Here is a 25,244-nt window from a genome sequence, read left to right as displayed (position 1 = left end):
TCACCCACGACCGTGTGGCGCGGAACACGCTGTGAAAGCGGGGTACAGGGGGAGAACGGTTACGCATGAGGACATACGACTCACCGTCAAAAAGGGTGGCGTACGCGTACAACCCTGTCGGGGGGACGCGTGTCCAACAGGCGTGGCAGACGTACTCGACATCGCGACCATCGCCCCGCTCCGCGGCGCGGGCACAGGCGTGCTCCCCGTTCGGGGCGCCGCGGTGCTCCCCCTGCGCGGAAGTGCCGTCGGCCCCGTGCGCGGCCCCGCGGTCCGTCCGTTCCGACGCCCGCGCGCACTCGGCGGGATGCCGGTGATCGCCCCCGTGCCCGCCGCGCCCCGCGCGACCGGGATGGACGCCATCCCCGCGCCCCGCGCCAGCGCCGAGGGCGCCCTGGCCGCCGGAACCACCGTCGACCACCTGACCGAGACCTACCGCGCCCACTACCGGTCGCTGCTCGGCCTCGCCGCGCTGCTCCTCGACGACACGGCCTCCTGCGAGGACGTCGTCCAGGAGGCGTTCATCCGCGTCCACTCGGCCCGCAAGCGCGTCCGCGAGCCCGAGAAGACGCTCGCCTACCTGCGCCAGACCGTCGTGAACCTCTCCCGGTCCGCGCTGCGCCGCCGCATCCTCGGCCTCAAGCTGCTGTCCAAGCCCATGCCGGACATGGCCAGCGCGGAGGAGGGGGCGTACGAGCAGCTGGAGCGCGAGGACCTGATCAAGGCGATGCGCGGCCTCCAGCGGCGCCAGCGCGAGGTCCTCGCCCTGCGGTACTTCTCCGACATGACCGAGGCTCAGGTCGCCGAGACGCTCGGGATATCCCTGGGGTCCGTGAAGGCGTACGGCTCGCGGGGCATCGCGGCGCTGCGCGTCGCGATGGGAGCGACGGCATGAGCGAGGCCTCCGGCAGGTCACCCGACGAGGTGCCCGACCCGGTGTCGGACACGACACCCGATGCGGTGTCGGGTCGGACGGCCCGTGAGGACGGCGGTGCTCGTGACGAGCGCGACGCCCTGGATGAACGCAACGACGTGAGTGGACAGCGCATGGTGAACATCGAGCCCGGACCCGGCGAGGGCGACGGCGACGACGAACTCGCGCTGCGGCGGCTCTTCCAGGGGGCCGTCGCCGGCCTGGAGCCCTCCGCGGGCTCGCTGGACCACCTGCGCCGCGCCGTCCCCGCGCGCCGCGCCCGCAAGCGCCAGGCCCTCGTCGGCGCCTGCGCCGCCGTCGTCCTCATCGGGACGGCCGTTCCCGCCTTCGTGCACGTCGCCTCCTCCGGCGGCCTCTCCGCGTCCGACGCCGTGAACGCCGGCCACGGCGAGGACGCCCAGGGCGGCACCGGCGCCGAGACCGGCGTCGAGGGCGGCCAGGGCACCCACGGCCCCGCGAACGGCGGACAGCCGAGCCAGGGCGCCGACCAGGGGGCCGGCGACGGGCAGTCGCCGGGCGCCGCCGGCGGGCCCCAGCAGTCACAGGGCGCGGGCAACGGCTCCGCGTCCCGCTGCGCCCCCGACCAGCTCGGCGTCAGCAGCGAGGGAGCCCACGGCCCCGACGACCAGGGCAGGTTCTACGGCAACTTCCGCATCGCCAACGTGTCGGGCCAGGACTGCGTCGTCGACGGCAGCGGCGTCGTCGGCTTCGAGGCGCGGGGCGCGGCCGACCCCGGGCGGATAGCGGTGGTCCGGCACACCTCCGGGGACAACGGCAGCGGCCTGCCCGACCCGTCGCAGGAGTCGTCCTCGCTCGTCCTGAAGCCGAACGGCTCGTACGAGGTGAAGTTCGTCTGGGTGCCCAGCGAGACCTGTCCGACGACGGGGACGACACCGACCCCGCCGCCGCCCACCCCGACCGAGCAGCCCACCACGCAGCCGCCGACGGTCGCGCCGACCACCACCGCCGACCCCGGCCCCTCCACGGGCACCGGAGGCACCGGCACGGCGGGCTCGGGCGCGGAGGCGGGCGCGGGTTCCGATGCCGGGACCGGCACCACGCCCCAGCTGCTCCACGAGGACGGCGCCCCGGCGGACGGCAGCGTCGTGGTCAGCCACACCGCGGAGCCGGGCGGCCCCACGGCGTCGGCGATCGTCACGAACGCCTGCGCCGGCGTCATCTACCGGACCGGCATCCTGAACGCCTCCTGAGACACCCCGGGAGGCTGGTGCCCCGGGAGGCTGGAGTCCCTGGGAGGCTGGTGTCCCCCGGAGGCCGGGGCGCTACAGGCCCAGTGCCTCGTCCCGGGACGCCTCCGCCTCGCGGCGCACGAGGCGGAACCACATGAAGACGACGAAGCCCGCGAAGACGAACCACTCCGCCGTGTAGCCGAGGTTCTGGAAGGCCTTCGCGTCCAGGCCGGTGCCCGCCGCGGCGGCGGCCGGGACCGGCGTCAGGCCGGCGGGGGAGTCGGCGAGGGTGATCCAGGCGTCGTAGACGTCGTCCGTCACCACGTTCACCAGGGACGCCGCGCTGATCATGCCGAGCTGGCCCTCGGGCAGGCCGCCCGCGGCCCGGACGCCCTTCGTGCCCGCGTTCTCCGACGCCTGGAGCGCGCCCACCACCGTGACCTCGCCGGACGGCGGGGCGGGCGCCTGCGCGCCCCTGGGGAGCCAGCCGCGGACCACCGGCAGGGACCGGCCGCCGTCCGTCCTGAGCAGCGTCAGGACGTACGAGCCGGGGCGGCCGTCCAGCTCGCGGTCCGGGACGAGGAACTGCTCCCCGAACCGGCCGCGGGCCTCCGCCGACCGGCCCGAGGTCTCCGTGTCCACCGGCAGCAGGGACGCCAGCGGCTCCGCCTTCAGCGAGCTCGGGGCGGGCCGCTGCTCGGCCTCCTGGTGCGAGTCGACGCGGTCCTCGAACTTGCCGAGCTGCCAGGTGCCCATGAAGACGCAGAACGGGATCGCAAGGAGGACGAACGCGTTGATCCCCCACCAGCGGGGCGTTCTCAGGAACCGGTACACGCCCCCACGGTACGCAAGCCCGCCCCGCTCCCCGTCGGCCGGGTCCCCGGCTTCCCGTCGGCCGGGTCCCCGGGCCGCCGTACCCGGGGGACGGCCGGTCGGCCCGGCGTCCCCCGGGCCGTCGGTCAGGCCGGCCCGTCGGTCAGGCCGGGCCGGACACCCCCAGGTGCTTCGCGGCGAACGCCAGGTCCAGGGCGACCTGCTTGATCCGCTCCTCCACCACCAGCGAGCCGTGGCCCGCGTCGTACCGGTACACCTCGTGCACCGCGCCCCGGGCCGCCAGCCGGTCCACGTAGTTGTCGATCTGCCGGATCGGGCAGCGCGGGTCGTTGACGCCGGCCGAGACGTGCACCGGGGCCTTCACCGCGTCCACGTACGTCAGCGGCGACGAGGCCGCGTACCGCTCGGGTACCTCCTCCGGCGAACCGCCGAGCAGGGTCCGGTCCAGCGCCTTGAGGGCCTCCATCTCGTCCTCGTACGCCGTGACGTAGTCCGCGACCGGGACCGCCGCCAGGCCGACCGCCCAGTCGTCCGGCTGGGTGCCCAGGCCGAGGAGCGTCAGGTAGCCGCCCCAGGACCCGCCGGACAGGACGAGGCGCGACGGGTCGGCGAGGCCGCTCGCCACCGCCCACGCGCGGACCGCCGCGATGTCCTCCAGCTCGATCAGACCGACCCGGTGCTTGAGCGCGTCGGTCCACTCCCGGCCGTACCCCGTCGAGCCCCGGTAGTTGACCCGCACCACCGCGTAGCCGTGGTCCACCCAGGCCGCCGGTCCCGACGCGAAGGCGTCGCTGTCGTGCCAGGCGGGACCCCCGTGCACCTCGAAGATCGTGGGGAAGGGGCCCTCGCCCTCCGCGGGGCGCTGCACGAGCGCGTGGACCCGGCCGCCGGGCCCGTCCACCCACACGTCCTCCACCGGCACCGACGGCGGGGCCTTCGCGCCGGGCGGGTCGAGGACGACACCGCCGGCCGTGGAGCGCACCACCGGCGGCTCGGCGGCCGACGACCACAGGTACTCGACGCTGCCGTCGGGCCGGGCCGTCGCGCTCGACACCGAACCTGCCGGGGTCTCCACCCGGACCAGGGCGCCGGTGGCGATCTCGTACCGCCAGAGCTCGCTGCGGGCCTCGAAGCTGTGCACGATCAGCAGGCCGGAGCCGTCCGGGTACCACTCCGCCGACACGTCGCCCGGCAGGTCGAGCCGGAGGTCGGTCTCGGTGCCCGCCGCCACGTCCCACAGCATCGGCTCCCAGCGGCCGCGCCGCTGGTGCCCGACGAGCAGCCGGGCGTCCCCCGCCACCGGGGCGAAGCCGAGGACCGTGAGCCCCAGCTCCTCCGTGCCGCCCTTGGTGTCGTCGAGCTCGGCGAGGACGGCCGCGTCCGAGGCGCGCAGCACCCGCAGCGCCGAGTGCATCGCGTCGCCGTGCTCGGTGTGCTCGATCGCGATCAGCGCGCCGTCGTACGACAGGTCACCGACCCCGGCCGACTCCCGGTGCCGGTAGACCTCGACCGGGGCGCCGGCCCCGGGGCGTACGAGGTGGACCGTGGAGCCGTCCTCGTCCGTGGAGCGGCCCACCACGAGCGTGCCCTCGCGGCCGATGGCGAGTCCGGCCGGGTAGGAGGCGTCGAGGCCGGGCACGGCGGGCTCGTCCGGGCCGCCGGCGAACGGCTGGCGCATCCACACCCCGAACTCGTCGCCGTCGGTGTCCGCGAACCACCAGATCCACGCGCCGTCCGGGGACAGCGTGCCGTCCGTCGTGCCGTTCGGCCGGTCCGTGACCTGCCGCTGCTCGCCGCTCGCCCGGTCCCATGCGTACAGCTCGTACGTCCCCGTCGCGTTGGACACGAACAGCGAGCGGTCGGGGGCCTCCTCGGCCCATTCGGGCAGGGAGACGCGCGGCGCGCGGAAGCGCCGCTCCCACGCCGGGGCCTCCGCGGTGCGCTCGGTGCTCTTGCTCTCAGTCATGGACCCATGATGCTCCGGGCGGCCGACAATTCGGGTCGCGTCCTCCCCGGCCTGTGGATAACCTCGCCGACATGTACTCTCCGACCCCTGAAGACTGGCTCGAGGCGAACCGCGCGCGCTGGGACGAGCGCGTCCCGATCCACGCCGCGAGCGAGTTCTACGACCTCGACGCCTTCCGCGCTGGCAAGGACGCCCTGCGCGACTTCGAGCTCGCCGAGGTCGGTGACGTCACCGGGCGCTCCCTGCTGCACCTCCAGTGCCACATCGGCCTCGACACGCTCTCCTGGGCCCGGCACGGCGCCGCGCACGTCGTCGGCCTGGACTTCTCCGAGCCGGCCGTGGAGACGGCCCGCTCGCTCGCGGCCGACCTGGGCCTCGCGCAGGACCGCGCCGCGTTCGTCGCCGCCGACGTGTACGACGCCGCGGAGGCCGTCCCGGACCGCGCGTACGACATCGTCTACACCGGCAGCGGGGCGCTGTGCTGGCTCCCGGACATCGACCGCTGGGCGGAGACCGCCGCCGCGCTCGTCGCGCCCGGCGGCTTCCTGTACGTGGCCGAGTTCCACCCGCTGACCGACTCGCTCGACGACGAGACCGGCAGCCGGATCGTCCACGACTACTTCGTCCGCGACCCCTGGGTGGACACCTCCCCGGGCACGTACGCCGATCTCGACGCGGCCACCGTCCACAACCGCAGCGTGGAGTGGGTGCACCCGGTCGGCGAGGTCGTCACGGCGCTCGCCAAGGCCGGTCTGCGGATCGAGTTCCTGCACGAGCACGACGCGTCGCTGTTCCCGCGCTACGGCGCGCTCCAGCGGCACGAGGACGGCTACTACCGCTTCCCCGCGGACCGTCCCCGCATCCCCCTGATGTACTCGGTCAAGGCCTCCCGCCCGGCCTGACCGGCCCGGGCCCGACGCGCCCGCCCCGGGGACGCTCCTACGACCCGCCGAGCCTGATGACGGCGCGCCCGCCCTTCAGGTCCACCGTGGAGTGGTGGGGCGGCGCGCCGTCCTCCTCGTCGTCGCGCATCACGAGGGAGCTCTGGCGCTCCTTGAGCTCGTTCTGCTTGCCCTGCGAGAAGGTGGCGTGCAGCTGCTCGAAGCCGGTCGAGGAGACCTGGCCGGTGCGCTTGCCGCGCCCGGTCATGCGCAGCAGCTGATCGGCGAAGGCGATCACGGTCAGCAGGATGACGAGGCCGGGCAGCGTCACGAACACGGCGAACTCCATGCGGCCATCAGAACACGGCCCGGGCCGTCTGTCAGCCGTCCCTCAGGGGTCGCAGTAGGGCCGCACGTGGTGCGTGCGGCGGCCGTCGGGGCCGAGGACCTGCGCGCCGATCTTGTGGGTGCGGAGCGACAGCGAGGTGCCCGCGACGCGGAGCGCCGGGGCGGCCCGCACCATGGCCGCCGTGATGTCGTGCAGTTCGTCGACGGTGCGGAGCCACATGGCGAGGGCCAGGTTGTGCGGCCCGGTGACCGAGGTGATCACGCGGGTCTGCCGCAGCCGGGCCAGCGCCGCCACGGTCGCCGGCACGTCGAGGGGCGGGACGTCGGCCGTGACCATCGCCCAGACCGGGCGCCCGGAGAACCGGGGGGCCGCCTGGCAGTGCTGGTGGAGCACGCCGGAGCTGGTGAGGGCTTCCAGCCTGCGGCGCACGGTGGACTCGCTGGTGCCGCACTGCCGGGCGAGTTCGGCGGCGCTGCGGCGGGCGTCCCCGGCCAGTTCCGCGACCAGCCGCCGGTCGAGCTCCGTCACGCACGGGTACGCGCGCGCGTGCGTGGAGCGGGGCCGCCGGTCGCCGTTCACGGCGTCGGCGAGCAACTGGGCCTGCGACGGGGGGAGCTGCTCGATCCGCGACCGGTAGGGGCGGTTGTGCAGCCGTGTGACGACCTGGGTGCGGGTCCGGAGCACCCCGGGCAGTCGGCGGATGCGGTCCGCGAGGTAGGCGTCGAGCGCGTACAGGTCGGGCCAGACGACGAGCAGGACGAGGTCGGCCTCGCCGGTCACCTGGTGGACGCCGAGGGTGCAGGGGTCGCCGGCGACCTGGGTCGCGGTGGCCTCCGCGTCGCCGGGGACGCACTCGAGCTCGACCCAGGCGTACAGCGTGGCGTCCGTGCCCAGCCGGGCCGCGAGGAGCGAGTTCCAGGCGTAGCCGCCGGAATTGAGGTGCTCCCAGCGCCGGGCGAGGGTGTCGGGGCTCGTCCCCAGAACCCCCGCCAGCTGGGTCCAGCTGGCGCGCGGGGCGATCTGGAGTGCGTGAATCAGCGACAGATCCGCTTCTCCCAGGACGGATTCCCCGGTATCCATGTACCTCCTTGGTCGATCCCGGCCAATCCCTGGGTGCGGGCTGCGGGAAGCCCCAGGATGTGGACCGGGGCAAATGCATTCAAGCCGCGACGGTGGCTTATTTCCATTGAATCCGTCCTGAGTCACAGGAGAGGGACGGGGAAGGAACACGGGGGCTGGGCACATGTGGACAGGGGAATCGGCGGAAACCGAGATCTTGTGGGGTGAACCGGTCGGCCTTGACCAGCTCGCCGCGGCTGAACGAGGCTACGCGAGCGCCGGACCGGCCGAACAGCTCCTGTGGGAGCGGCTGTCCGTCTTCGAGGGCGCCTTCGGCCGGGACGCCGTCCGCGAGGTCTGCGCCTCCGGCTCGCTGCCCGCCGCGGAGATCCAGGAGGTCCTCGACCGCCTGGCACCCCTCGCGCTCCTCCCCGTCGACGACCTCTTCGACGGCGAGGACGGCCTGCCCCGCTACTGGATGCCGCACCCCATGCGGGCCGTCGGCGCCCGCCGGCTCACCGCGCGCGGCGACCGCTGGGTGGTCGTCCTGCACCACCGCAGGTGGTGCGTGAAGCGCGCGCGGCGGGCCGCCGAATGGTGGCAGCGGGGCCGGCAGCTCGACGCCAGGGACCTCGCCCTGCGGGAACTCCCCGACCTGGCCGCCGCGATGGACCCGACCACCGCGCCGCTGTCGCCGAGCACCGAGGCCGACACCGCCGTCGAGGTCGCCGTCTCCCTGTGGTTCCTGTGGCTGGCCTGCGGGCGGGTCGCCGAGGGCCGCGCCCGGCTGCGGCACGCCCTCAGCCTGCACCCGGGTCCGGTGCCCGCCCGCGCCCTGTGGCTCGCGGCCTTCCTGGAGCTGGAGTCGGGCCGCCCCGAGGACGCCGACCCGCTCCTCGCCCAGTCGTGGGCGGCGGCCGTGCGGGACGGTGACGACCGCTGCCTGGCGCTCCTGGCCCATCTGCGCGGCGCGACCGCCCTCTACCAGGGGCGTACGCGCGCGGCGGCGGCCGAATTCCGGGACGCGCTGGCCCTGATGGGGGAGCACCCGGAGTTCGGTCCGACCCGCCAGGCGTGCTGGGTCGGCCTCGCGCTCTCCCTGTGCCGCTCCGACCCGGAGGCCGCGCAGGAGGCGCTGGACCAGGGCGACCAGGACCGCGCGAGCCGCCGGGCCTGGGTGGGCCGCGACCTGTTCGCCGACGCCTGGGCGTACCACGTGCGGGCCGAACTCGTCGCCTGGGACGGCGACCGGGAGCGGGCCGCCGAGTACGCCCGGCGGGCCCTGCGCGAGCACCTGCGGCTCGGCTCCACCGTCGGCGCGGCCTGTGCGGCGGAAGTCCTCGCCCACATAAGGGCGATGGACGGGCGGCACGACGTGGCGGCCCATCTGCTCGGCGCGGTCGACCTGTTGCGCACCTCGGTCTTCGACTCCTCGTACCGGCCGGCGGAGTACTGCGTGGTGACACGCGCCCGCGGGGAGGCCGCCCTCCGGGCGCTGCTCGACGACCCCGAGCTGAGGAGCGCGTACGAAGAGGGCGCGCGGCGAGGCCTGTTCGCGCTGTCGGGCGAGGTCTAGCGTCCCGGCCGCCGCCGGTCGCGGTGCCTACGATGTCGGCATGCTCGCCTTCGTCGTGGCCGCCGTGTTCCTGCTGCTCTTCGGGGCCGGTGTCCGGCGCGACCGGCGCCGCTTCGGCAACGCCGTGTACCTCGGCCTCGCCGTCACCTTCCTCGGCCTCGGGCTCCTCGCGGGCATCGACGACGCCCCGCCCGGCGTCGCCGAGACCGTGATGATCGTCTTCCTGCTCGCCCTCGGCCTGGGCCCGGTCGTCCTCGCCGGACTGCTCACCGCGAACGGCGTGCAGATGGTCCGCAAGGAGGGCAGACGCCCGGCCAACCTGCTCGCGCTCCTCGTCGGCGTCGGCATGTTCGCCGTGATGGGCCTCGCCGTCGCGGCGGCCGTCACCCGCTCACCGGTCCTCGGCGTCCTCGTCGGCACCACCCTGCTCGTGCTGGCCTACGTCTCGTTCCTCTTCCTCTGCTTCGTCGGCTACGCCCACCTGTACGGCCGGATGCGGATCCGCCGCGACGCCGACTACGTCGTGGTCCTCGGCTCCGGACTGATCGGCGGCCGCCGCGTGCCGCCCCTCCTCGCGAGCCGCCTCGACCGGGGACGGCAGGTGTACGAGATGCTGGCCGCGCGCGGCGGGGACGCGCCCGTCCTCATCACCTCCGGCGGGCAGGGCCCCGACGAGGAGCTGCCCGAGTCCCACGCGATGGCCGACTACCTCGTCGAGCGCGGCTTCCCGGCCGACGCGGTCGTGCGCGAGGACCGCTCGCGCACGACCGAGGAGAACCTGCTGCTCAGCAAGGAGCTGATGGAGCGGGACCGCCCCGGCTCCTCCTGCGTCATCGTCACCAACGACTTCCACGCCTTCCGGGCCGCCCTGACGGCCCGGAAGGCGGGCGTGGACGGCCAGGTGGTGGGCTCGCCGACCGCCGCCTACTTCTGGCCGTCGGCGACCATCCGCGAGTTCGCCGCGGTCTTCCTCCAGTACAAGGTGGTCAACCTCGGGATCTGCCTCACTTTGATCCTGCTGGGGTTCCTGGCGTGGGTCGTGAGCTGAGCGCGGCCCGTCCGGTCCATCACGGCCTCCTCACGGGGTGACGATCGGGAACTGCGGGTCGGGCTTCGTCACGTACGAGAAGAGGCGGGCGAGCAGCGCCGCGTCGCCCTCCACGCCGATCCCGAGCTCCTCGGGGCTCCGCCCCGCGAGGAGGCCGAGGAGCTGTGCCTTCCCCCCGAGGGTGAGGGTGAGTCCGGCGGGCGTCCGGGGCGCGGCGACCACCCGGTGCGTCAGCACCCCGTTGTGCAGGGTGAGGCGCCGCCGCTCGCCCGCGCCCGTGGGGCCGTCGAGCAGGACCAGGTCGATCGTCAGGTCGTCGTCCCAGGCGCGCGGGCCGTCGATCGCGATCGCCACCGAGTCGATCAGCATCGGGACGGTGAGCGCCATCGCCATCTCGGGGTTGGTCATGTCGACCATGTCGCCCCCGACGCCCTCGCGGAGCTCCTGGGCGCCGCGCAGGTAGAAGTTGCGCCACGTGGCGTTCTCGGCGCCGTACCCGAGGCGCTGGTACACCCCGGCGAGCACCTCCTTCGCCTCCGCGTCGCCCGGGTCGGCGAAGACCAGGTGGTTGAGGAGGGTCGCGGCGAACCGCAGGTCGCCGTCCTCGGCGTACGCCCGCGCCTTGGCGAGGGCGTCGGCGGGCCCGCCGGCCACCTCCACGTACCGCCGCGCCAGTTCCACGGGCGGCTGCTCCCAGAGGTGGGCCGGGTTGCCGTCGTACCAGCCGAGGTAGCGCTGGTAGACCGCCTTGCTGTTGTGGCTGAGCGAGCCGTAGTAGCCGCGGGCGTGCCAGGCCTTCTCCAGGGCGGGCGGCAGCTCGATCAGCTCGGCGATCTCGGCGCCGGTGTGCCCCGCGTTCAGCAGGCGGAGGGTCTGGTCGTGCAGGTACGCGTAGAGGTCGCGCTGCTCGGCGAGGAACGCCACCACGTTGTCGTGGCCCCAGGTGGGCCAGTGGTGGGAGGCGAAGCCGACGTCGTACCGCCCGTGGAAGTACTCGATCGCCTCGTCCAGGTACCGCGCCCAGATCCGGGAGTCGCGGACGACGGCACCGCGCAGGGTGAGCACGTTGTGCATGTTGTGCGTGGCGTTCTCCGCCAGGCACAGGGCGCGGTGGTCGGGGAAGAGGAAGTTCATCTCGGCCGGCGCCTCGGTGCCCGGCGTGAGCTGGAAGACGATCCGCACGCCGTCGACCGTCTCCTCCTGCCCCGTCTCCGTGATGTCCACGGTCGGCGGGATCAGGCTGATGGTGCCGGTGGAGCCGCCCTGGCCGAGCCCCACGCCGATCTGGCCGTCCGGGGCCTTCGGGAGCCCCACGCCGTACATGTAGCTCGCCCGGCGGGTCATCGCGTTGCCCGCGTACACGTTCTCGCTGACCGCGTGCTCCAGGAAGCCCTCGGGGGCGAGGATCGGCACGCCCTCCTCGCTGCCGTGCGGGAGGACGCCCCGGACACCGCCGAAGTGGTCGCCGTGCGAGTGCGTGTAGATCACCCCGGTGACCGGCCGGTCACCGCGGTGCTCCTTGTACAGGGTGAGGGCGGCGGCCGCCGTCTCCACGGAGATCAGCGGGTCGATGACGACGATCCCGCGCTCGCCCTCGACGATCGTCATGTTCGACATGTCCAGGCCGCGGACCTGGTAGATCCCCTCGGTGACCTCGTACAGCCCCTGCCGCGCGCAGAGCCGCCCCTGCCGCCACAGGCTGGGGTGCGCGGTGTCCGGGCACTCGGCCTTGAGGAAGTCGTAGGCGTCGTTGTCCCAGATCACACGGCCGTCGTCGGCAGTCACGACGCCTGGGACGAGCGCGCCGAGGAATCCGCGGTCGGCGTTCTCGAAGTCGGTCGTGTCCTCGAAGGAGGGCAGGGTGTCGCTCATGTGTCCGTGGGCTCCGTTCCGCGCGGGCCGGTGGTTCGGCGTACCGACCCATCTGAACACCGGGCCACTACGACCGCACTTCGGAGCGGCGGGACCGCCGGACCGTACCTACTCTGGAGGTACTCGTCCCACTCCGGCGGTACGGAGGTGGCCCATGAGGGCACGCCACCACTTCCACATCGACTATCTCGGGCACTCGGTCTCCGCGACCGTCCAGACCGGTCACACCCCCGTCGTCGAGGTCCTCGTCGACGGCAAGGAGACCGGCTACGCCACCACCAAGGACGACCGGCCCGTCACCGTTCCCGTCGAACTCCCCACCGACCCGCCGACCCCCGTCACGGTCCGGGCGACCCCGGGACCCGGCGTCCCGCGCTGCCTGCTCCTCGCCACGGCGGACGGAGAGGGGCAGGTGATGGCCCCGCGGTTGTACTGAACCGAGAGCCGGGCACCGAGCACCGAGCACCGGCAGGCCCCGGGCTCGGCTGCGGTTCCGGCACGGCTCAGGAGAGCCAGGCCATGCCGATGATCAGGAAGACGACGAACGCGATGGCCCCGGCCACCGCCGCCGTCTTCCGCGGCCGCCGTCTGGACAGCTCGGCGAGCCCGGCGCCGGCGCCGCCCGGACGCTCCCGCCTGCGCGAGGCACCGGCGGGCGCGGCCATCGGACCGGTCGAGGACCGGGGTGCCGATCGCGGCGCGGACCGGGGCGCCGACCGGGGCGCGGAGCCGTGCGCGGGCGCGGACCCGGGCATCGGCGCGGCCCCCGGCATGGGTACGCCTCCGCGCGCGGGCACGGCGGCCCCCGGCATCGGCGCCGAGGCGGTCATCGGCGACGGTGCCGGCGTCCGCGTCTGCAGGGGCATGCCCGCCGGGGCGGGCTGCGGGTAGGCCCGCCACGCCCCGGAGGAGAACCAGTCCGCGATCGACTGGGCCGAGGGCCGCTGCTCCGGCTGCTTGGCCAGCAGGCTCAGCAGGTACGTCTCGAACTCGGGCGGCAGCGCCGCGCCGAGCCGGGTCGGCGGCACCGGCGGGGTGTCGATGTGCTGGTACAGCAGCGCCGTCGCGGTGTCCGCCCGGAACGGCGTTCGGCCGGTGAGCAGTTGGTAGAGCACGCAGCCCAGCGAGTACACGTCGGAGGCGGGCGAGGCCGGCTGCCCGAGGGCCCGCTCCGGTGCCAGGTACAGCCCCGTGCCCACGATCTGGCCCGTCGTCGTGAGCGCCGCCGAAGGGTCGTCGACGAACCGCGCGATGCCGAAGTCGGCCAGCTTCACCGTCCCCTCGGCGTCGACGAGCAGGTTCCCGGGCTTGATGTCCCGGTGCACCACGCCCTGCCGGTGTGCGGCCGCGAGCCCGGCGGCGGCGTGCGCGGCCACCGCGGCGACCCGCTCGGGGGGCAGCAGCAGCGGTTCGGACGGGCTTCCCGCGAGGCTGGCCCCCTCGACCAACTCCATGACCAGGAAAAGCTTTCCGTCCCACGTGCCGAAGTCGAAGACGCCCACCACGTGCGGGTGGCTCAGCCGCGCCGCGGTCTGCGCCTCCAGGCGGAACCGGTCGGCGGCCGACGGATCGGTCCCTTGCGCCAGCATCAGCTTGACGGCCACGGCCCGCCCGAGCACCTCGTCGGTGGCCTGCCACACCTCGCCCATGCCGCCCCGGCCGATACACACGTGAAGCCGATATCGGTCCGCGACCAGCACCTGGAGACCACCCTTTCGACGATCGATCAACCTGACGGAAGGGGACAAGCGTAGAGCCGCCCGCCCCGGCACCTCGCGGCGCTCCCCTCCCCGCGGCCCCCCGGACGTGACGACCCGCCAGGCGTGACGGCCCGCCGGCGCCCCACTGGACGCCGGGTGAACGCGAGGTGGCGCCCGGCGGTTAGCATCGCGGCCCGGAGTATTCACGCGTGTGGGACGGAGTGGGTCGTGGCACGACCGCGTACGGGTGTGGCGGTACTGACGATGGGCACCCGCCCCGCCGAGCTGCGGCTGCTGCTCGACGCCGTGGCACGGCAGGACGAGCCGGCCGCCCGGATCGTCGTCGTCGGCAACGGCACCGGCTCGCTGCCGGAGCTCCCCGAGGGCGTGACGGGCGTCGAACTGCCGGAGAACCGCGGTGTGTCGGGCGGCCGGAACGTCGCGATCGAGACCCTGCGCGCGTTCGGCGACGTGGACGTGGTGGTCGACCTCGACGACGACGGCCTCCTCGTCGACACGGACGTCCTCCGCCGCCTCGCCGACCTGTACGCGGCCGACCCCGCCCTCGGCGTCGTCTCGTTCCGCATCGCCGACGAGACCGGCGAGACGCAGCGCCGGCACGTCCCCCGGCTCGGCGCCAAGGACCCGCTGCGCGGCGGCGAGGTGACGACCTTCCTCGGCGGCGGCCACGGCCTGTCGATGCGGATGCTCGACCGCGTCGGCGGCTGGCCCGAGGAGTTCTTCTTCACCCACGAGGAGACCGACCTCGCCTGGCGGGCCCTCGACGACGGCTGGAAGGTCCTCTACGCGCCCGAGCTGCTCCTCCAGCACCCCAGGACCAGCCCGGCCCGCCACGCCGTCTACCACCGGATGACCGCCCGCAACCGCGTCTGGCTCGCCAAGCGCAACCTCCCGGCCCTCCTCGTCCCCGTCTACCTCGCCGTCTGGACCCTCCTCACCCTGGCCCGCACCCGCTCCGCCCGCGGCCTCGCCGCCTGGTTCGCCGGCTTCGCCGAAGGCCTCCGCCGCCCCTGCGGCCCCCGCCGCCCCATCCGCTGGTCCACCGTCCTCCACATGACCCGCCTGGGCCGCCCCCCGATCATCTGACCCACCCCTGAGGCGGGCTCCCTCCGGGGAAGCCCGCCCCTCCGGAAAAAGCAGAAACAGATGAGGCCGGTACTGGAATCAGTACCGGCCTCACCTGCTGTTACGGCTGTCGGGGTGGCGGGATTTGAACCCACGACCTCTTCGTCCCGAACGAAGCGCGCTGCCAAGCTGCGCTACACCCCGATGTCGCTGCTCTGTTCTCCACGTCGCGGCGACATCGCTTACTTTAGCCCACGCGCGCGCTCAGACGAAATCCGGTATTCGGGGGACGGCGGTGCAGGTCGGATGCGGTCGAGGCCGACGATGGCGAGGCCGAGGAGGTAGAAGGCCGCGCCGAGCACGACGGCGTTGAGGAGGACGCCGGCGTAGCCGTGGACGGTGACGTCGACGAAGGGGTACGTGTAGCGGGCGGCGGAGCCGGGGGAGAGGAGCGCGCCGCGGACGAGGGCGAACGCGAGGTAGAGGCCGGGGACGGCGAGCCACTGGGCGGCGTGGCGGAGGCGGAGGGCGCCCGGCGCGGTGAGGAGGAGGAAGTCGAGGGCCGTGCCGAGGGGGGTCACGGTGTGGAGGAGCTGGTTGGCGACGGCCCGCGGTCCGCCGAGGCGGGCGATCTCGGCGGCCTGGTTGAACTCGCTCGCCGGGTTGTCGAGGACCAGGTGGAAGACGAGGCCGACCGCCGCGATGCAGAGCAGGACCCCGCCGGTCCACAGCGCGGGCAGCGGGGGGCGCCGGGTCCAGGCGCGGGTGGCGCCCCAGCCGAGGACGACGGCGACCAGGACGTTGGACCAGATCGTGAAGAAGCTGAGGACGACGAACACGTTCCCGTGGACGCACTCGACGACCAGGCCCGTCAGCGCCGACAGGGCGACCAGGGCCCGGAACGCCGCCGCGTACGGCCTGCGCGGGGCGGGGGGTGCGACGGCGGCGGCCGGGACGGTCGCGGAGCGGGGCGTGATCATGCCCCTCACCGTAGGGGCTCAGGCGCGCGCCGTCAGGGTGAGCAGCGTGGCCTCGGGCGGGCAGGCGAAACGGACGGGGGTGTACCGGCTGGCGCCGCAGCCCGCGGAGACGTGGAGGTACGAGGTCCGGTCGGCGACCGTGTGCGTGGAGAGCCCCTTCACCCGGTCCGTGTCGAGGTCGCAGTTGGTGACGAGCGCCCCGTAGAAGGGGATGCACAGCTGTCCGCCGTGGGTGTGCCCGGCGAGGATCAGCTCGTACCCGTCGGCCGTGAAGGCGTCGAGCGAGCGCAGGTACGGGGCGTGGACGACGCCCACCGTGAAGTCGGCCGAGGCGTCGGGGCCGCCGGCCACCCGCTCGTAGCGGTCGCGCTTGATGTGCGGGTCGTCGAGGCCGGTGAACGCCACGTCGGCCTCGGGCAGCTTCAGCAGGCCGCGGGTGTTGGTGAGGTCCACCCAGCCGGCCGCGTCGAAGCCGTCCCGCATGGGCTCCCACGGGTTGTGGCGGGCGCCGACGACGGGCCCGTTGCCGTTGAGCCCGTGGCGGCCCTGGGCCTTCTCCTTCAGGTAGCGGCCGGGGTTGCGGGGCGTCGGCCCGTAGTAGTCGTTGGAGCCCATGACGTACACGCCGGGGAACTCCATCAGGGGGCCGAGCGCGTCCAGGACCTCCGGCACCGCGTCCGGGTCGGAGAGGTTGTCGCCGGTGTTGACGACGAAGTCGGGGCGGAGCCCCGCGAGGGACTGGAGCCAGGCGCGCTTCTTGCGCTGGCCGCACACCATGTGGATGTCGGAGACCTGGAGGACCCGCAGGTCGCGCATGCCGGGCGGGAGGACCGGGACCGTCACCCGGCGCAGCCGGAACGAGCGGGCCTCGAAGCCGGCCGCGTAGACGAGTCCGGCCGCGGCCGCCGCCGTCAGACCTGCCGTGACCTTCAGGGGAATCCCGTACCGTGCGCGCATCCCCCCATCGTCGCAGACCCGTGCGGTGGAAATGCGCGGGCGGGTGGGGCGGTGCACCTGCCACACTTGACCCCATGACCACGCTCAAGGAGAAGCTCCAGGCCGACCTCAACGCCGCGATCAGGGACCGCGACGAACTGCGTTCCTCGACGCTGCGGCTGACCATCACCGCCGTCACGAAGGAGGAGGTCGCGGGCAAGACCAAGCGCGAACTCTCCGACGACGAGGTGCAGAAGGTGATCGCCAAGGAGGCGAAGAAGCGCCGCGAGGCCGCGGAGGCCTTCGCCCAGGGCGGCCGCCACGAGTCCGCCGAGCGGGAGAAGGCCGAGGGCGTCCTGCTCGACGCCTACCTGCCGAAGCAGCTCAGCGACGAGGAGCTCGACGGGATCGTCGCGGCGGCCGTCGAGGAGGCGAAGGCGGCGGGTGCCGAGGGCCCGCGCGCCATGGGCGCCGTGATGAAGATCGTGAACCCGAAGGTGGCCGGCCAGGCCGAGGGCGGCCGCGTCGCCGCCTCCGTCAAGAAGCTGCTCGCGGGCTGATCCGCGCCGATCCGGCGGGCTGATCCGCGCCGATCCGGCGGTCGACTCCGCTGAGATCAGACGGTCGCCGCGCCGATCCGGCGACCGACTCCGCCGCGATCCGGCGGTCGATGCGCGAGAGGGCGCCCCCACCAGGTGGGGGCGCCCTCTCGCGTGTCGAGGTGTCAGCGGTTGCCGCGGCCCGGTCGACCGTCGCCGCCGCCCAGCATGTCCGGTGGGATCGTGATGCCGGGGAACGGGTTGGTCGGGTCGGTGTCGCCCGGCTTGCCGTCTGCCGGCTTGCGGGGCTTGTTCGGGCCCTCGTCGCCCTCCTTCTCCGGGTCCTTGGGCTTCTCGGCCCGCGGCACGGAGACGGTGTTGAAGCCCGGGGTCTCGGAGGCGTCGAGCGCGCCCGTCATCGCGATCTTCCAGATGGGGCCGGGGAGGCAGCCACCGCAGACCTTCTCGTAGTACTCGCCGCCGATGGTGATGTCGTACATCGACTTCTTCTCGCCGACGTCGTCACCGACCCAGACGGCGGTGGACAGGTTCGGGGTGTAGCCCACGAACCAGGCGTCCTTGCGGTCGTTGGTGGTACCGGTCTTGCCCGCGTTGTCGCGGTCGCTCAGACCGGCCTTGGTGCCGGTGCCGTCCTCGACGACGCCCTTCAGCATCTGGTTGATGACGTCGGCGGTGTGCTGCGACATCGCGCGCGAGCACTTCGTCTGGGGCACGTTCAGCTTGTCGCCGTTGGCGGCCTTGATCGACTCGATGACGACCGGGGTGCAGTACATGCCCCGGTTGGCGAAGGTCGCGTAGACGGACGCCATGTCGAGCGGGGTGCTCTCGATACTGCCGAGCGTGATGGAGGGGCTCTGCTTCACGGGCTTGCCCAGCTCGCGCTCGTAGCCGACGTGCTTCGCCATCGTCAGCGTCTCGCACAGGCCGGCCATCTGCTCCAGCTTGGCGAAGTACGTGTTGATGGACTTGCCGAGGGCGCTGGTCATGTCATAGGCGCCCTTCTCCGACTCGATCTCGTTGTTCACCTCCCAGTTCCCGTAACCCGCGGGCTTGCCGTCGCAGCGGGTGTAGTCGGTCTCCGGGATATTGATCTTGGTGGGGGTGTCGAAGACCTGGGCCGGGCTCAGGCCCTTCTCCAGGGCCGCGGCCGCGGTGATCGGCTTGAAGGTCGAGCCGACCTGGAAGCCGTACGTGGTGCCGCCCATCTTGCTGCCGACGGCGAGGTTGAGCGTGGTCTGGTGCTGCTTCTGGTCCAGGCCGTACGGGCGGGACTGGCCCATCGAGATGATCTTGCCGGTGCCGGGCTTGACCTGGACGACCGAGGCCGCGACCTGGTCGTCCTTGTTGATCTTCGCGATGGCGGCCTCGTTGGCGGCGGCCTGGGCGCGCGGGTCGAGCGTGGTCTTGATGGTGAGACCACCCAGGTTCCACAGCTTCTGCCGCTCCTCGGCCGTCTTGCCGAAGGTGGGGTCGTTGAGGATCGTCTTGCGGACGTAGTCGCAGAAGAAGCCGGAGCCGTCGACGGCGGTGATGCAGCCGTTCTTCGGCGTCTTCACCTTCAGCTTCAGCGGCGCCGCCTTCGCCTCGTCGGCCTCGGCCTGGCTGATGTCCTTCACGTCGGCCATCCGCTGGAGGACCACGTTGCGGCGCTTGGTGGCTTCCTGGATGTCGTTGATCGGGTCGTAGCGGCTCGGCGACTGGACGAGGCCGGCCATCATCGCCGCCTCGCCCAGGGTGAGGTTGGCGGCCGGCTTCGAGAAGTACCGCTGGGAGGCGGCCTCGATGCCGTACGCCTGCTGCCCGAAGAACGTGATGTTGAGGTAGTTCTCGAGGATCTTCTTCTTGCCCAGCTCCTCCTCGACCTGGATCGCGAACTTCAGCTCGCGGACCTTGCGGCCGATGGTCTGCTGGGTGGCCTGGGCGACCTTCTCGGGGTCGTCACCGGCCTCCTCGACGAAGACGTTCTTCACGTACTGCTGGGTGAGGGTGGACGCGCCCTGCGCGACACCGCCCGACTGCGCGTTGCGGTTGATCGCGCGCAGCACGCCCTTGAGGTCGATCGCCCCGTGCTCGTAGAAGCGGCCGTCCTCGATCGCGACGATCGCCTTCTGCATGTACGGGGAGATCCGCTCCAGCGGGACGACCTTCCGGTCCCGGGAGTACACCGTGGCGATGAGTCCGCCCTCGGAGTCGAGAATCGTGGTGCGCTGACTCAGCGGCGGGGTCTTCAGGTTGGAGGGGATCTCGTCGAACCCCTCGACCGTGCCCTTCGCCGCGAGTCCCAGTGCGCCGGCCGCGGGCAGGGCGATGCCCGCCAGCACGGCTCCGGAGAGCACACTGACACCGAGGAACTTGGCGGCTTGCTGGGTCCCGGTCAGACCACCGCCCGAGCGCTTCTTTGCCATGGGGGCAGCCTACGTTCTCATTCGCCGGACACGCGTATATGCCTTGGCCTAAGCTGCTCACAACTGTCACAGCAGTGCGGTCTCGCATCAAGACCCATGCGTGACATCGGAATGAATTCCCGTGACCCCGAAACACGGGAAGCTCGTGTCCGATTGCGTCTCATGCGTCACGCGGTGCCCGGAGTGGTCCCGTCGAGGAAGGGCGTATCTGTGCGGTATGTCCGCTATCACACGCATGTCCTTCGATCACTCCCCTGGGTGATCTGACGCGCACGCATAGTCCGTTCGGGCCATCCAAGATTGGGCCCGAAGGGGGTGTTGCGCTGTGCCCACCTTCCGTAACGTCCCAACTGGCAGCGGTGAATATGCCGCTGTCGCCGTGGGGGAGCCTCGATTCGGGAGAGGACGGCGCCGGTATGGGCTGGGTAGCTGACTGGAGTGCGCAGGCGGCCTGCCGCACTACCGATCCGGATGAACTATTCGTGCAGGGAGCGGCACAGAACAGGGCAAAGGCGGTGTGCACCGGATGTCCGGTGCGGACCGAGTGCCTCGCCGACGCCCTGGACAACCGGGTGGAGTTCGGCGTGTGGGGCGGCATGACGGAGCGCGAGCGCCGCGCCCTGCTGCGCAGGAGGCCGACCGTCACCTCGTGGCGCCGCCTCCTGGAGACCGCGCGCACGGAGTACGAGCGCGGCGCGGGCCTGCTGCCCGTCGCGATGGACGACGACGCGACGTACGAGGCGTACGCGGCGGTCGGCTAGACCCCGACCCGTACGCCCCTCAGGACGAGGGCATTCGACCGGCCGTGAGCCGGTCACCGATGGCCCGCAGCCCGGCGAGGTCGTGCACGTCGCCGGGCAGGGCGGCCACTTCGGCCACCGCCACCTCGGGGTGGAGCGCGGTGAAGCGGTCGCGCGTGCGCTGCTCACGCGCGAGCACCCGCATGCGCTCGGCATGCAGGCGCAGGAGTCCCGCGGTGAGATGACGGACGTCGGCGTCCGTGTCAGGGGCCGTGCTGGTGTCTGCGGCTTCGTCGTCGTGCTGTGCGCCCGGTTCGGCTGTGGGGGCAGCCTGTGGAACGGGGATTGCGGCGGCGGTGGCGAGGTCGGACGGCTCGGGCTCGGTGGCCGGGGAGCCACGCAGTTCAGCCTTCCCGCCCCCCTGATCCACAATGCGCCCCTCGTCAAGATTTTCCGCGGCGGCCCGCGCCCGCTCGGCCGAGAGCCGGGCGGCGCCGCTGCCGTGGACGCGGTTGAGCACGAGGCCCGCCAGCGGCATCTCGTCGGCGGCCAGCCGCTCCACGAAGTACGCGGCCTCCCGCAGCGCGTCCCGCTCCGGCGTCGCGACCACGAGGAACGCCGTGCCCGGGGCCTGGAGCAGCTTGTACGTGGCGTCGGCGCGGGTCCGGAAACCGCCGAACATCGTGTCCATCGCCGCCACGAACGTCTGGACGTCCTTGAGGAACTGACCCCCGAGCAGCTTCCCGAGCGTGCCCGTCATCATCGACATGCCGACGTTGAGGAACTTCATCCCGGCCCGGCCGCCCACCTTCGCCGGGGCCATCAGCAGTTTGATGAACTTCCCGTCGAGGAACGACCCGAGGCGCTTCGGCGCGTCGAGGAAGTCCAGCGCGGACCGGGACGGCGGGGTGTCGACGACGATCAGGTCCCACTCGTCGCGGGCCCGGAGCTGCCCCAGCTTCTCCATCGCCATGTACTCCTGCGTACCGGCGAACCCGGCCGACAGGGACTGGTAGAAGGGGTTCCCCAGGATCGCCCGCGCCCGCTCGGGATCCGCGTGCGCCTCGACGATCTCGTCGAAGGTCCGCTTCATGTCGAGCATCATCGCGTGCAGTTCGCCGCCGTCGGAGCCCTTGATCCCGTCGACCTTGCGCGGGGTGTTGTCGAGGGAGTCGATGCCCATGGACTGGGCGAGTCGGCGGGCCGGGTCGATGGTGAGGACCACCACCCGCCGTCCGCGCTCCGCCGCCCGCACGCCGAGCGCCGCCGCCGTGGTCGTCTTGCCGACCCCGCCGGCACCGCAGCAGACGATGATCCGGGTGCCCCGGTCGTCGATCAGCGGATCCAGGTCCAGCACCGGCACAGCATCGAGCCCGCTCGCGACGGCCGGGGTGGGACCGTCCGAGGCGGTGGCCGCGCCGGGGCCGTCCGCGGCGGTGGCCGCGCCGGGGCCGGGCGCCGGGGCGGTCCGGTCGGGGGCGTCCGCGGCGGGCACTGTGTCGGGACCGCCGGTGGCTGCCTGCTGCGTCACGCGCCCACCCCTTGCTTCCGCAGTTCCTTCGCGAGCCGGTAGAGCCCCGCGATGTCCGCCCCGTCCCCCAGGAAGGGGAGTTCGTACGCCGGGACCCCGATGCCGTCCAGGACGGCGCGCTGGTCCCGCTCCAGCTCCACCCGGCGGGCGTGCTCGACCGCCTCGTCGAGGAGCGGCTCGACCAGGCCCGCGCCGCCCGCGACGCCGACCGAGGCCAGGGTCCGTGCGATGGCGTCCCGGTGGTCGCCGGAGGCGGCCCGTACGGCCGCGCCGTCGAGGACGTGCGGGCGGACCATGTTCACCACGACCCGCCCCACCGGGAGTTCGGCGGCGCGGAGCTCGGCGATGCCGTCGGCGGTCTCCTGGACCGGCATCTCCTCCAGGAGGGTCACCAGGTGGACCGCCGTCTCGGGGGACTTGAGGACCCGCATGACGGCCTGCGCCTGGTTGTGTATCGGGCCGATCCTGGCCAGGCCGGCGACCTCGTCGTTGACGTTGAGGAAGCGGGTGATGCGGCCGGTGGGCGGGGCGTCCATGACGACGTGGTCGTAGGTGTGGCCGCCGTGCTTCTCGCGCCGCCGGACCGCCTCGCAGGCCTTGCCGGTCAGCAGCACGTCCCGGACGCCCGGGGCTATCGTCGTCGCGAAGTCGATCGCGCCGAGCTTCTTCAGGGCCCGGCCCGCGCTGCCCAGTTTGTAGAACATCTGGAGGTAGTCGAGGAGCGCGCGCTCGGCGTCGATCGCCAGCGCGTACACCTCGCCGCCGCCCGGCGCGACGGCGATCTTGCGCTCCTCGTACGGAAGGGCCTCCGTCTCGAAGAGCTGTGCGATGCCCTGTCTGCCTTCGACCTCGACGAGGAGGGTTCGCTTCCCCTCCGTCGCGAGGGCGAGGGCGAGGGCGGCGGCGACCGTCGTCTTACCGGTACCACCCTTGCCGCTGACGACCTGGAGCCTGCTCACGCTGTCGAGCCTAACCACTGGCGGCCGTGCCCAATCAGGGGACCGCCCCGGAGAAGCTCCCTAGGGGACGTGTCGGGGGACACGAGGAGGGGCGCGGCGGAGGGCACGAGCAGGGATGCGGCGAGGAGCCGTCGGGCGGCTGCGGGGGCCGCCTCGGAGGGCAGCCCCGCGGCAGCGGATACAGTCGGCCCCATGACCAAGTGGGAGTACGTCACGGTGCCGCTTCTGGTGCACGCGACCAAGCAGATTCTGGACACCTGGGGCGAGGACGGCTGGGAGCTCGTCCAGGTCGTGCCCGGGCCGAACAACCCCGAGCAGCTCGTGGCCTACCTGAAGCGGGCCAAGTCGTGAGCGGGGCCGTCGAGGCGAGGCTCGCCGAGCTCGGCCTGACCCTGCCGGAGGTCGTGCCCCCGCTGGCCGCGTACCAGCCGGCCGTGCAGTCGGGCGTGTACGTCTACACCTCGGGCCAGCTCCCGATGGTGGCGGGCAAGCTGTCGGTGACCGGCAAGGTCGGCGACGAGGTCACCGCCGAGGAGGCCAAGCAGCTCGCCGCCACGTGCGCGCTCAACGCCCTCGCGGCCGTGAAGTCGGTCGCCGGTGACCTCGACCGCATCAAGCGCGTCGTGAAGGTCGTCGGTTTCGTCGCCTCCGCCGCCGACTTCACCGGCCAGCCGGGCGTCGTCAACGGCGCCAGCGAGCTGCTCGGCGCCGTGCTCGGCGAGAAGGGCGTGCACGCGCGCAGCGCCGTCGGCGTGGCCGTGCTGCCGCTCGACGCCCCGGTCGAGGTCGAGGTCCAGGTCGAGCTCGTCGAGGCCTGATCACCCGCACGCACCCGCGTGGAGCCGGTTTCCCCGTTCCGGGGAAGCCGGCTCTCGTGCATTCCGATGCTTGCGCATAGCATCCGGCCATGCCGAATGGTCAGCCGAATCAGACGAACGGTCAGTGGTACCCGCCGGAATGGCCCGACCGCATCCGTGCCCTCGCCGCCGGTGAGCTCACCCCGGTGACGCCCCGGCGTGCCGCCACCGTCATGCTCCTGCGGGACGGCGCGGCGGGCCCCGAGGTCCACATGCTGCGCCGCCGCACCTCGATGGCCTTCGCGGGCGGCGCGTACGCCTACCCCGGCGGCGGTGTCGACCCGCGCGACGAGCAGCCGGTCCGCTGGGCGGGCCCGCCGCTGGAGGAGTGGGCCGGGCGGCTCGGCCTCGACGACGCCGCGCAGGCCCAGGCCGTGGTCTGCGCCGCCGTGCGCGAGACGTTCGAGGAGGCGGGCGTCCTGCTCGCCGGCGAGACCGCGGACACGGTGGTCGGCGACACGACCGGCGAGGAGTGGGAGCGGGACCGGGAGGCACTGGTCGCCCGTGAGCTGTCGTTCGCCGACTTCCTCGACCGGCGCGGGCTCGTCCTGCGCTCGGACCTGCTGGGCGCGTGGGCCCGCTGGATCACGCCGGAGTTCGAGCAGCGCCGGTACGACACCTGGTTCTTCGTGGCCGCGCTGCCGGCCGGGCAGCGCACCCGGGACGTCTCCGGCGAGGCGGACCGCACGGTCTGGATCCGTCCGGCGGAGGCCGCGGCGGGCTACGACCGGGGCGAGCTGATGATGATGCCGCCGACGATCTCGACGCTGCGCGCCCTGGAGCGGTACGGCACGGCGGCCGAGGTGCCGGCGGCGGCGGGCGGCCAGGACATGGCGCCGGTGCTCGCCCGGGCCCGTCTGGAGGGCGACGAGCTGGTGCTGAGCTGGCCGGGGCACGAGGAGTTCACCAAGATCATTCCGACGGGGGACGGGCGATGAGCGACGCGGCGGCGCTGCCGGGGCAGCCGCGCGGTCTGGTGGCCTCCGGGCCCGCGACGGACCGCGCCGTGAACGTCCTGGCGCCGAACCCGTCCGCGATGACGCTGGACGGCACCAACACCTGGCTCCTCTCGGAGCCCGGCTCGGAGCTCGCCGTCGTGGTGGACCCGGGTCCGCTCGACGAGGGCCACCTCCGCCATGTGGTCGACACGGCCGAGAAGCTCGGCAAGCGGGTCGGGCTGACCCTGCTGACCCACGGCCACCCGGACCACGCGGAGGGCGCCGGGCGCTTCGCCGAGCTGACGGGGACGGCCGTACGGGCCCTCGACCCGGCGCTGAGGCTCGGCGACGAGGGGCTCGGCGCGGGGGACGTGGTGACCGTCGGCGGTCTGGAGCTGCGGGTCGTCCCGACGCCCGGGCACACCTCGGACTCGCTCTCGTTCCATCTGCCCGCCGACCGGGCGGTGCTGACGGGCGACACGATCCTGGGGCGCGGGACGACGATGGTCGCGCATCCGGACGGGCGGCTCGGCGACTACCTGGACTCGCTGCGGCGGCTGCGCTCGCTGACCGTCGACGACGGGGTCCACACGGTCCTGCCGGGGCACGGGCCGGTCCTGGAGGACGCGCAGGGGGCCGTGGAGTTCTACCTCGCGCACCGGGCGGGCCGGCTGGCCCAGGTCGAGTCGGCGGTCGCGGGCGGCCTGCGGACGGCGTCGGAGGTCGTCGCCCACGTCTACGCGGACGTGGACCGTTCGCTGTGGCCTGCGGCGGAGCTGTCCGTCCGGGCGCAGCTGGAGTACCTGAGGGAGCGCGGACAGGTCTGAGCGGCGGAGTTGTCAC

Annotated in this window: 24 protein-coding genes and 1 tRNA gene; 13 read left to right on the top strand and 12 right to left on the bottom strand. The window is 73.1% G+C overall.

The features are described from left to right. Positions 1-142: 142 nt before the first annotated feature. Positions 143-895, top strand: a complete 753-nt coding sequence (locus ACIQFX_RS00860; RefSeq protein ID WP_402457291.1) for a SigE family RNA polymerase sigma factor — start codon at positions 143-145, stop codon at positions 893-895. Continuing rightward, positions 892-2,145, top strand: coding sequence for a hypothetical protein (locus ACIQFX_RS00855; RefSeq protein WP_402457289.1), 1,254 nt, complete (start codon positions 892-894; stop codon positions 2,143-2,145). The genes ACIQFX_RS00860 and ACIQFX_RS00855 overlap by 4 nt, the downstream gene beginning before the upstream one ends. A gap of 72 nt (positions 2,146-2,217) precedes the next feature. On the opposite strand, the gene ACIQFX_RS00850 is transcribed toward ACIQFX_RS00855, so the two are convergent. Beyond that, positions 2,218-2,958 carry an SURF1 family protein gene (locus ACIQFX_RS00850; RefSeq protein WP_402457286.1) on the bottom strand — a complete coding sequence of 247 codons (741 nt, stop codon included), beginning with the start codon at positions 2,956-2,958 and terminating at the stop codon, positions 2,218-2,220. Positions 2,959-3,100: 142 nt separating this feature from the next. Continuing rightward, on the bottom strand, positions 3,101-4,924 hold the full coding sequence (locus ACIQFX_RS00845) for a prolyl oligopeptidase family serine peptidase (protein WP_402457282.1): 1,824 nt from the start codon (positions 4,922-4,924) through the stop codon (positions 3,101-3,103). A 71-nt stretch (positions 4,925-4,995) separates the two neighbouring features. Here ACIQFX_RS00845 and ACIQFX_RS00840 point away from each other — a divergent pair, with 71 nt between their 5' ends. Next, positions 4,996-5,826 carry a class I SAM-dependent methyltransferase gene (locus ACIQFX_RS00840; protein ID WP_402457279.1) on the top strand — a complete coding sequence of 277 codons (831 nt, stop codon included), beginning with the start codon at positions 4,996-4,998 and terminating at the stop codon, positions 5,824-5,826. A gap of 37 nt (positions 5,827-5,863) precedes the next feature. Here ACIQFX_RS00840 and ACIQFX_RS00835 read toward each other — a convergent pair whose 3' ends face one another. After that, positions 5,864-6,154: a DUF6191 domain-containing protein gene (locus ACIQFX_RS00835; RefSeq protein ID WP_376488440.1), complete on the bottom strand. Its 291-nt coding sequence runs from the start codon at positions 6,152-6,154 to the stop codon at positions 5,864-5,866. 42 nt (positions 6,155-6,196) lie between these two features. Further along, positions 6,197-7,234: an Lrp/AsnC family transcriptional regulator gene (locus ACIQFX_RS00830; protein ID WP_402457275.1), complete on the bottom strand. Its 1,038-nt coding sequence runs from the start codon at positions 7,232-7,234 to the stop codon at positions 6,197-6,199. A 196-nt stretch (positions 7,235-7,430) separates the two neighbouring features. On the opposite strand from ACIQFX_RS00830, the gene ACIQFX_RS00825 reads away from it, so the two are divergent. Both ACIQFX_RS00825 and ACIQFX_RS00820 read left to right on the top strand, forming a co-directional pair. After that, on the top strand, positions 7,431-8,789 hold the full coding sequence (locus ACIQFX_RS00825; protein WP_402457272.1) for a tetratricopeptide repeat protein: 1,359 nt from the start codon (positions 7,431-7,433) through the stop codon (positions 8,787-8,789). Between the two features lie 40 nt (positions 8,790-8,829). Beyond that, complete coding sequence (locus ACIQFX_RS00820) at positions 8,830-9,837, top strand: YdcF family protein (RefSeq protein WP_402457269.1); 1,008 nt, start codon at positions 8,830-8,832, stop codon at positions 9,835-9,837. A 30-nt stretch (positions 9,838-9,867) separates the two neighbouring features. Here the strand turns inward: ACIQFX_RS00820 and ACIQFX_RS00815 are convergent, their stop codons facing one another. After that, the gene (locus ACIQFX_RS00815; protein WP_402457266.1) at positions 9,868-11,709 is read right to left on the bottom strand and encodes an alkyl/aryl-sulfatase; all 1,842 of its coding nucleotides are present in this window, start codon (positions 11,707-11,709) and stop codon (positions 9,868-9,870) included. A gap of 154 nt (positions 11,710-11,863) precedes the next feature. Between ACIQFX_RS00815 and ACIQFX_RS00810 the strand changes: the two genes are divergently transcribed. Further along, positions 11,864-12,145 carry a hypothetical protein gene (locus ACIQFX_RS00810; protein WP_367823341.1) on the top strand — a complete coding sequence of 94 codons (282 nt, stop codon included), beginning with the start codon at positions 11,864-11,866 and terminating at the stop codon, positions 12,143-12,145. A gap of 67 nt (positions 12,146-12,212) precedes the next feature. Here the strand turns inward: ACIQFX_RS00810 and ACIQFX_RS00805 are convergent, their stop codons facing one another. Then, on the bottom strand, positions 12,213-13,409 hold the full coding sequence (locus ACIQFX_RS00805; RefSeq protein WP_402457261.1) for a protein kinase: 1,197 nt from the start codon (positions 13,407-13,409) through the stop codon (positions 12,213-12,215). Positions 13,410-13,637: 228 nt separating this feature from the next. Here ACIQFX_RS00805 and ACIQFX_RS00800 point away from each other — a divergent pair, with 228 nt between their 5' ends. Further along, the gene (locus ACIQFX_RS00800; protein WP_402457258.1) at positions 13,638-14,516 is read left to right on the top strand and encodes a glycosyltransferase family 2 protein; all 879 of its coding nucleotides are present in this window, start codon (positions 13,638-13,640) and stop codon (positions 14,514-14,516) included. Between the two features lie 109 nt (positions 14,517-14,625). Here the strand turns inward: ACIQFX_RS00800 and ACIQFX_RS00795 are convergent. The 3 genes from ACIQFX_RS00795 to ACIQFX_RS00785 all read right to left on the bottom strand — a co-directional run bounded on the left by ACIQFX_RS00795 (position 14,626) and on the right by ACIQFX_RS00785 (position 16,432). Beyond that, positions 14,626-14,699: transfer RNA gene (locus ACIQFX_RS00795), tRNA-Pro, on the bottom strand. A 38-nt stretch (positions 14,700-14,737) separates the two neighbouring features. Then, positions 14,738-15,475, bottom strand: a complete 738-nt coding sequence (locus ACIQFX_RS00790; protein WP_402457254.1) for a Pr6Pr family membrane protein — start codon at positions 15,473-15,475, stop codon at positions 14,738-14,740. Between the two features lie 18 nt (positions 15,476-15,493). Then, the gene (locus ACIQFX_RS00785) at positions 15,494-16,432 is read right to left on the bottom strand and encodes a metallophosphoesterase (protein WP_402457251.1); all 939 of its coding nucleotides are present in this window, start codon (positions 16,430-16,432) and stop codon (positions 15,494-15,496) included. A gap of 74 nt (positions 16,433-16,506) precedes the next feature. Between ACIQFX_RS00785 and ACIQFX_RS00780 the strand changes: the two genes are divergently transcribed. Continuing rightward, the gene (locus ACIQFX_RS00780; protein WP_402457248.1) at positions 16,507-16,971 is read left to right on the top strand and encodes a GatB/YqeY domain-containing protein; all 465 of its coding nucleotides are present in this window, start codon (positions 16,507-16,509) and stop codon (positions 16,969-16,971) included. Positions 16,972-17,135: 164 nt separating this feature from the next. Here ACIQFX_RS00780 and ACIQFX_RS00775 read toward each other — a convergent pair whose 3' ends face one another. Then, complete coding sequence (locus ACIQFX_RS00775; RefSeq protein WP_402457245.1) at positions 17,136-19,376, bottom strand: transglycosylase domain-containing protein; 2,241 nt, start codon at positions 19,374-19,376, stop codon at positions 17,136-17,138. Between the two features lie 416 nt (positions 19,377-19,792). Between ACIQFX_RS00775 and ACIQFX_RS00770 the strand changes: the two genes are divergently transcribed. Next, positions 19,793-20,137 (top strand): WhiB family transcriptional regulator, encoded by a 345-nt coding sequence (locus ACIQFX_RS00770; RefSeq protein WP_030206027.1) that lies wholly within the window; start codon positions 19,793-19,795, stop codon positions 20,135-20,137. 19 nt (positions 20,138-20,156) lie between these two features. On the opposite strand, the gene ACIQFX_RS00765 is transcribed toward ACIQFX_RS00770, so the two are convergent. Further along, positions 20,157-21,479: an ArsA family ATPase gene (locus ACIQFX_RS00765; RefSeq protein WP_402458529.1), complete on the bottom strand. Its 1,323-nt coding sequence runs from the start codon at positions 21,477-21,479 to the stop codon at positions 20,157-20,159. 164 nt (positions 21,480-21,643) lie between these two features. Continuing rightward, complete coding sequence (locus tag ACIQFX_RS00760; RefSeq protein ID WP_402457242.1) at positions 21,644-22,606, bottom strand: ArsA family ATPase; 963 nt, start codon at positions 22,604-22,606, stop codon at positions 21,644-21,646. 192 nt (positions 22,607-22,798) lie between these two features. Between ACIQFX_RS00760 and ACIQFX_RS00755 the strand changes: the two genes are divergently transcribed. The 4 genes from ACIQFX_RS00755 (at position 22,799) to ACIQFX_RS00740 (ending at position 25,228) form a co-directional block, all read left to right on the top strand. Then, positions 22,799-22,957 (top strand): DUF4177 domain-containing protein, encoded by a 159-nt coding sequence (locus ACIQFX_RS00755; protein WP_015034547.1) that lies wholly within the window; start codon positions 22,799-22,801, stop codon positions 22,955-22,957. Beyond that, the gene (locus tag ACIQFX_RS00750) at positions 22,954-23,424 is read left to right on the top strand and encodes a RidA family protein (protein WP_402457239.1); all 471 of its coding nucleotides are present in this window, start codon (positions 22,954-22,956) and stop codon (positions 23,422-23,424) included. Before ACIQFX_RS00755 ends, ACIQFX_RS00750 begins: the two co-directional genes overlap by 4 nt. Positions 23,425-23,513: 89 nt before the next feature. Continuing rightward, positions 23,514-24,401, top strand: a complete 888-nt coding sequence (locus tag ACIQFX_RS00745; protein WP_402457236.1) for an NUDIX hydrolase — start codon at positions 23,514-23,516, stop codon at positions 24,399-24,401. Beyond that, positions 24,398-25,228, top strand: coding sequence for an MBL fold metallo-hydrolase (locus ACIQFX_RS00740; protein ID WP_402457233.1), 831 nt, complete (start codon positions 24,398-24,400; stop codon positions 25,226-25,228). The genes ACIQFX_RS00745 and ACIQFX_RS00740 overlap by 4 nt, the downstream gene beginning before the upstream one ends. Positions 25,229-25,244 lie beyond the last annotated feature (16 nt).

Origin of the sequence: Streptomyces sp. NPDC093089, from assembly GCF_044754405.1 — a bacterium.
Taxonomy (GTDB): Bacteria; Actinomycetota; Actinomycetes; order Streptomycetales; family Streptomycetaceae; genus Streptomyces.
Note: the sequence above shows the minus strand (reverse complement) of the source record. Positions and strands in the feature narration are given on the sequence as shown.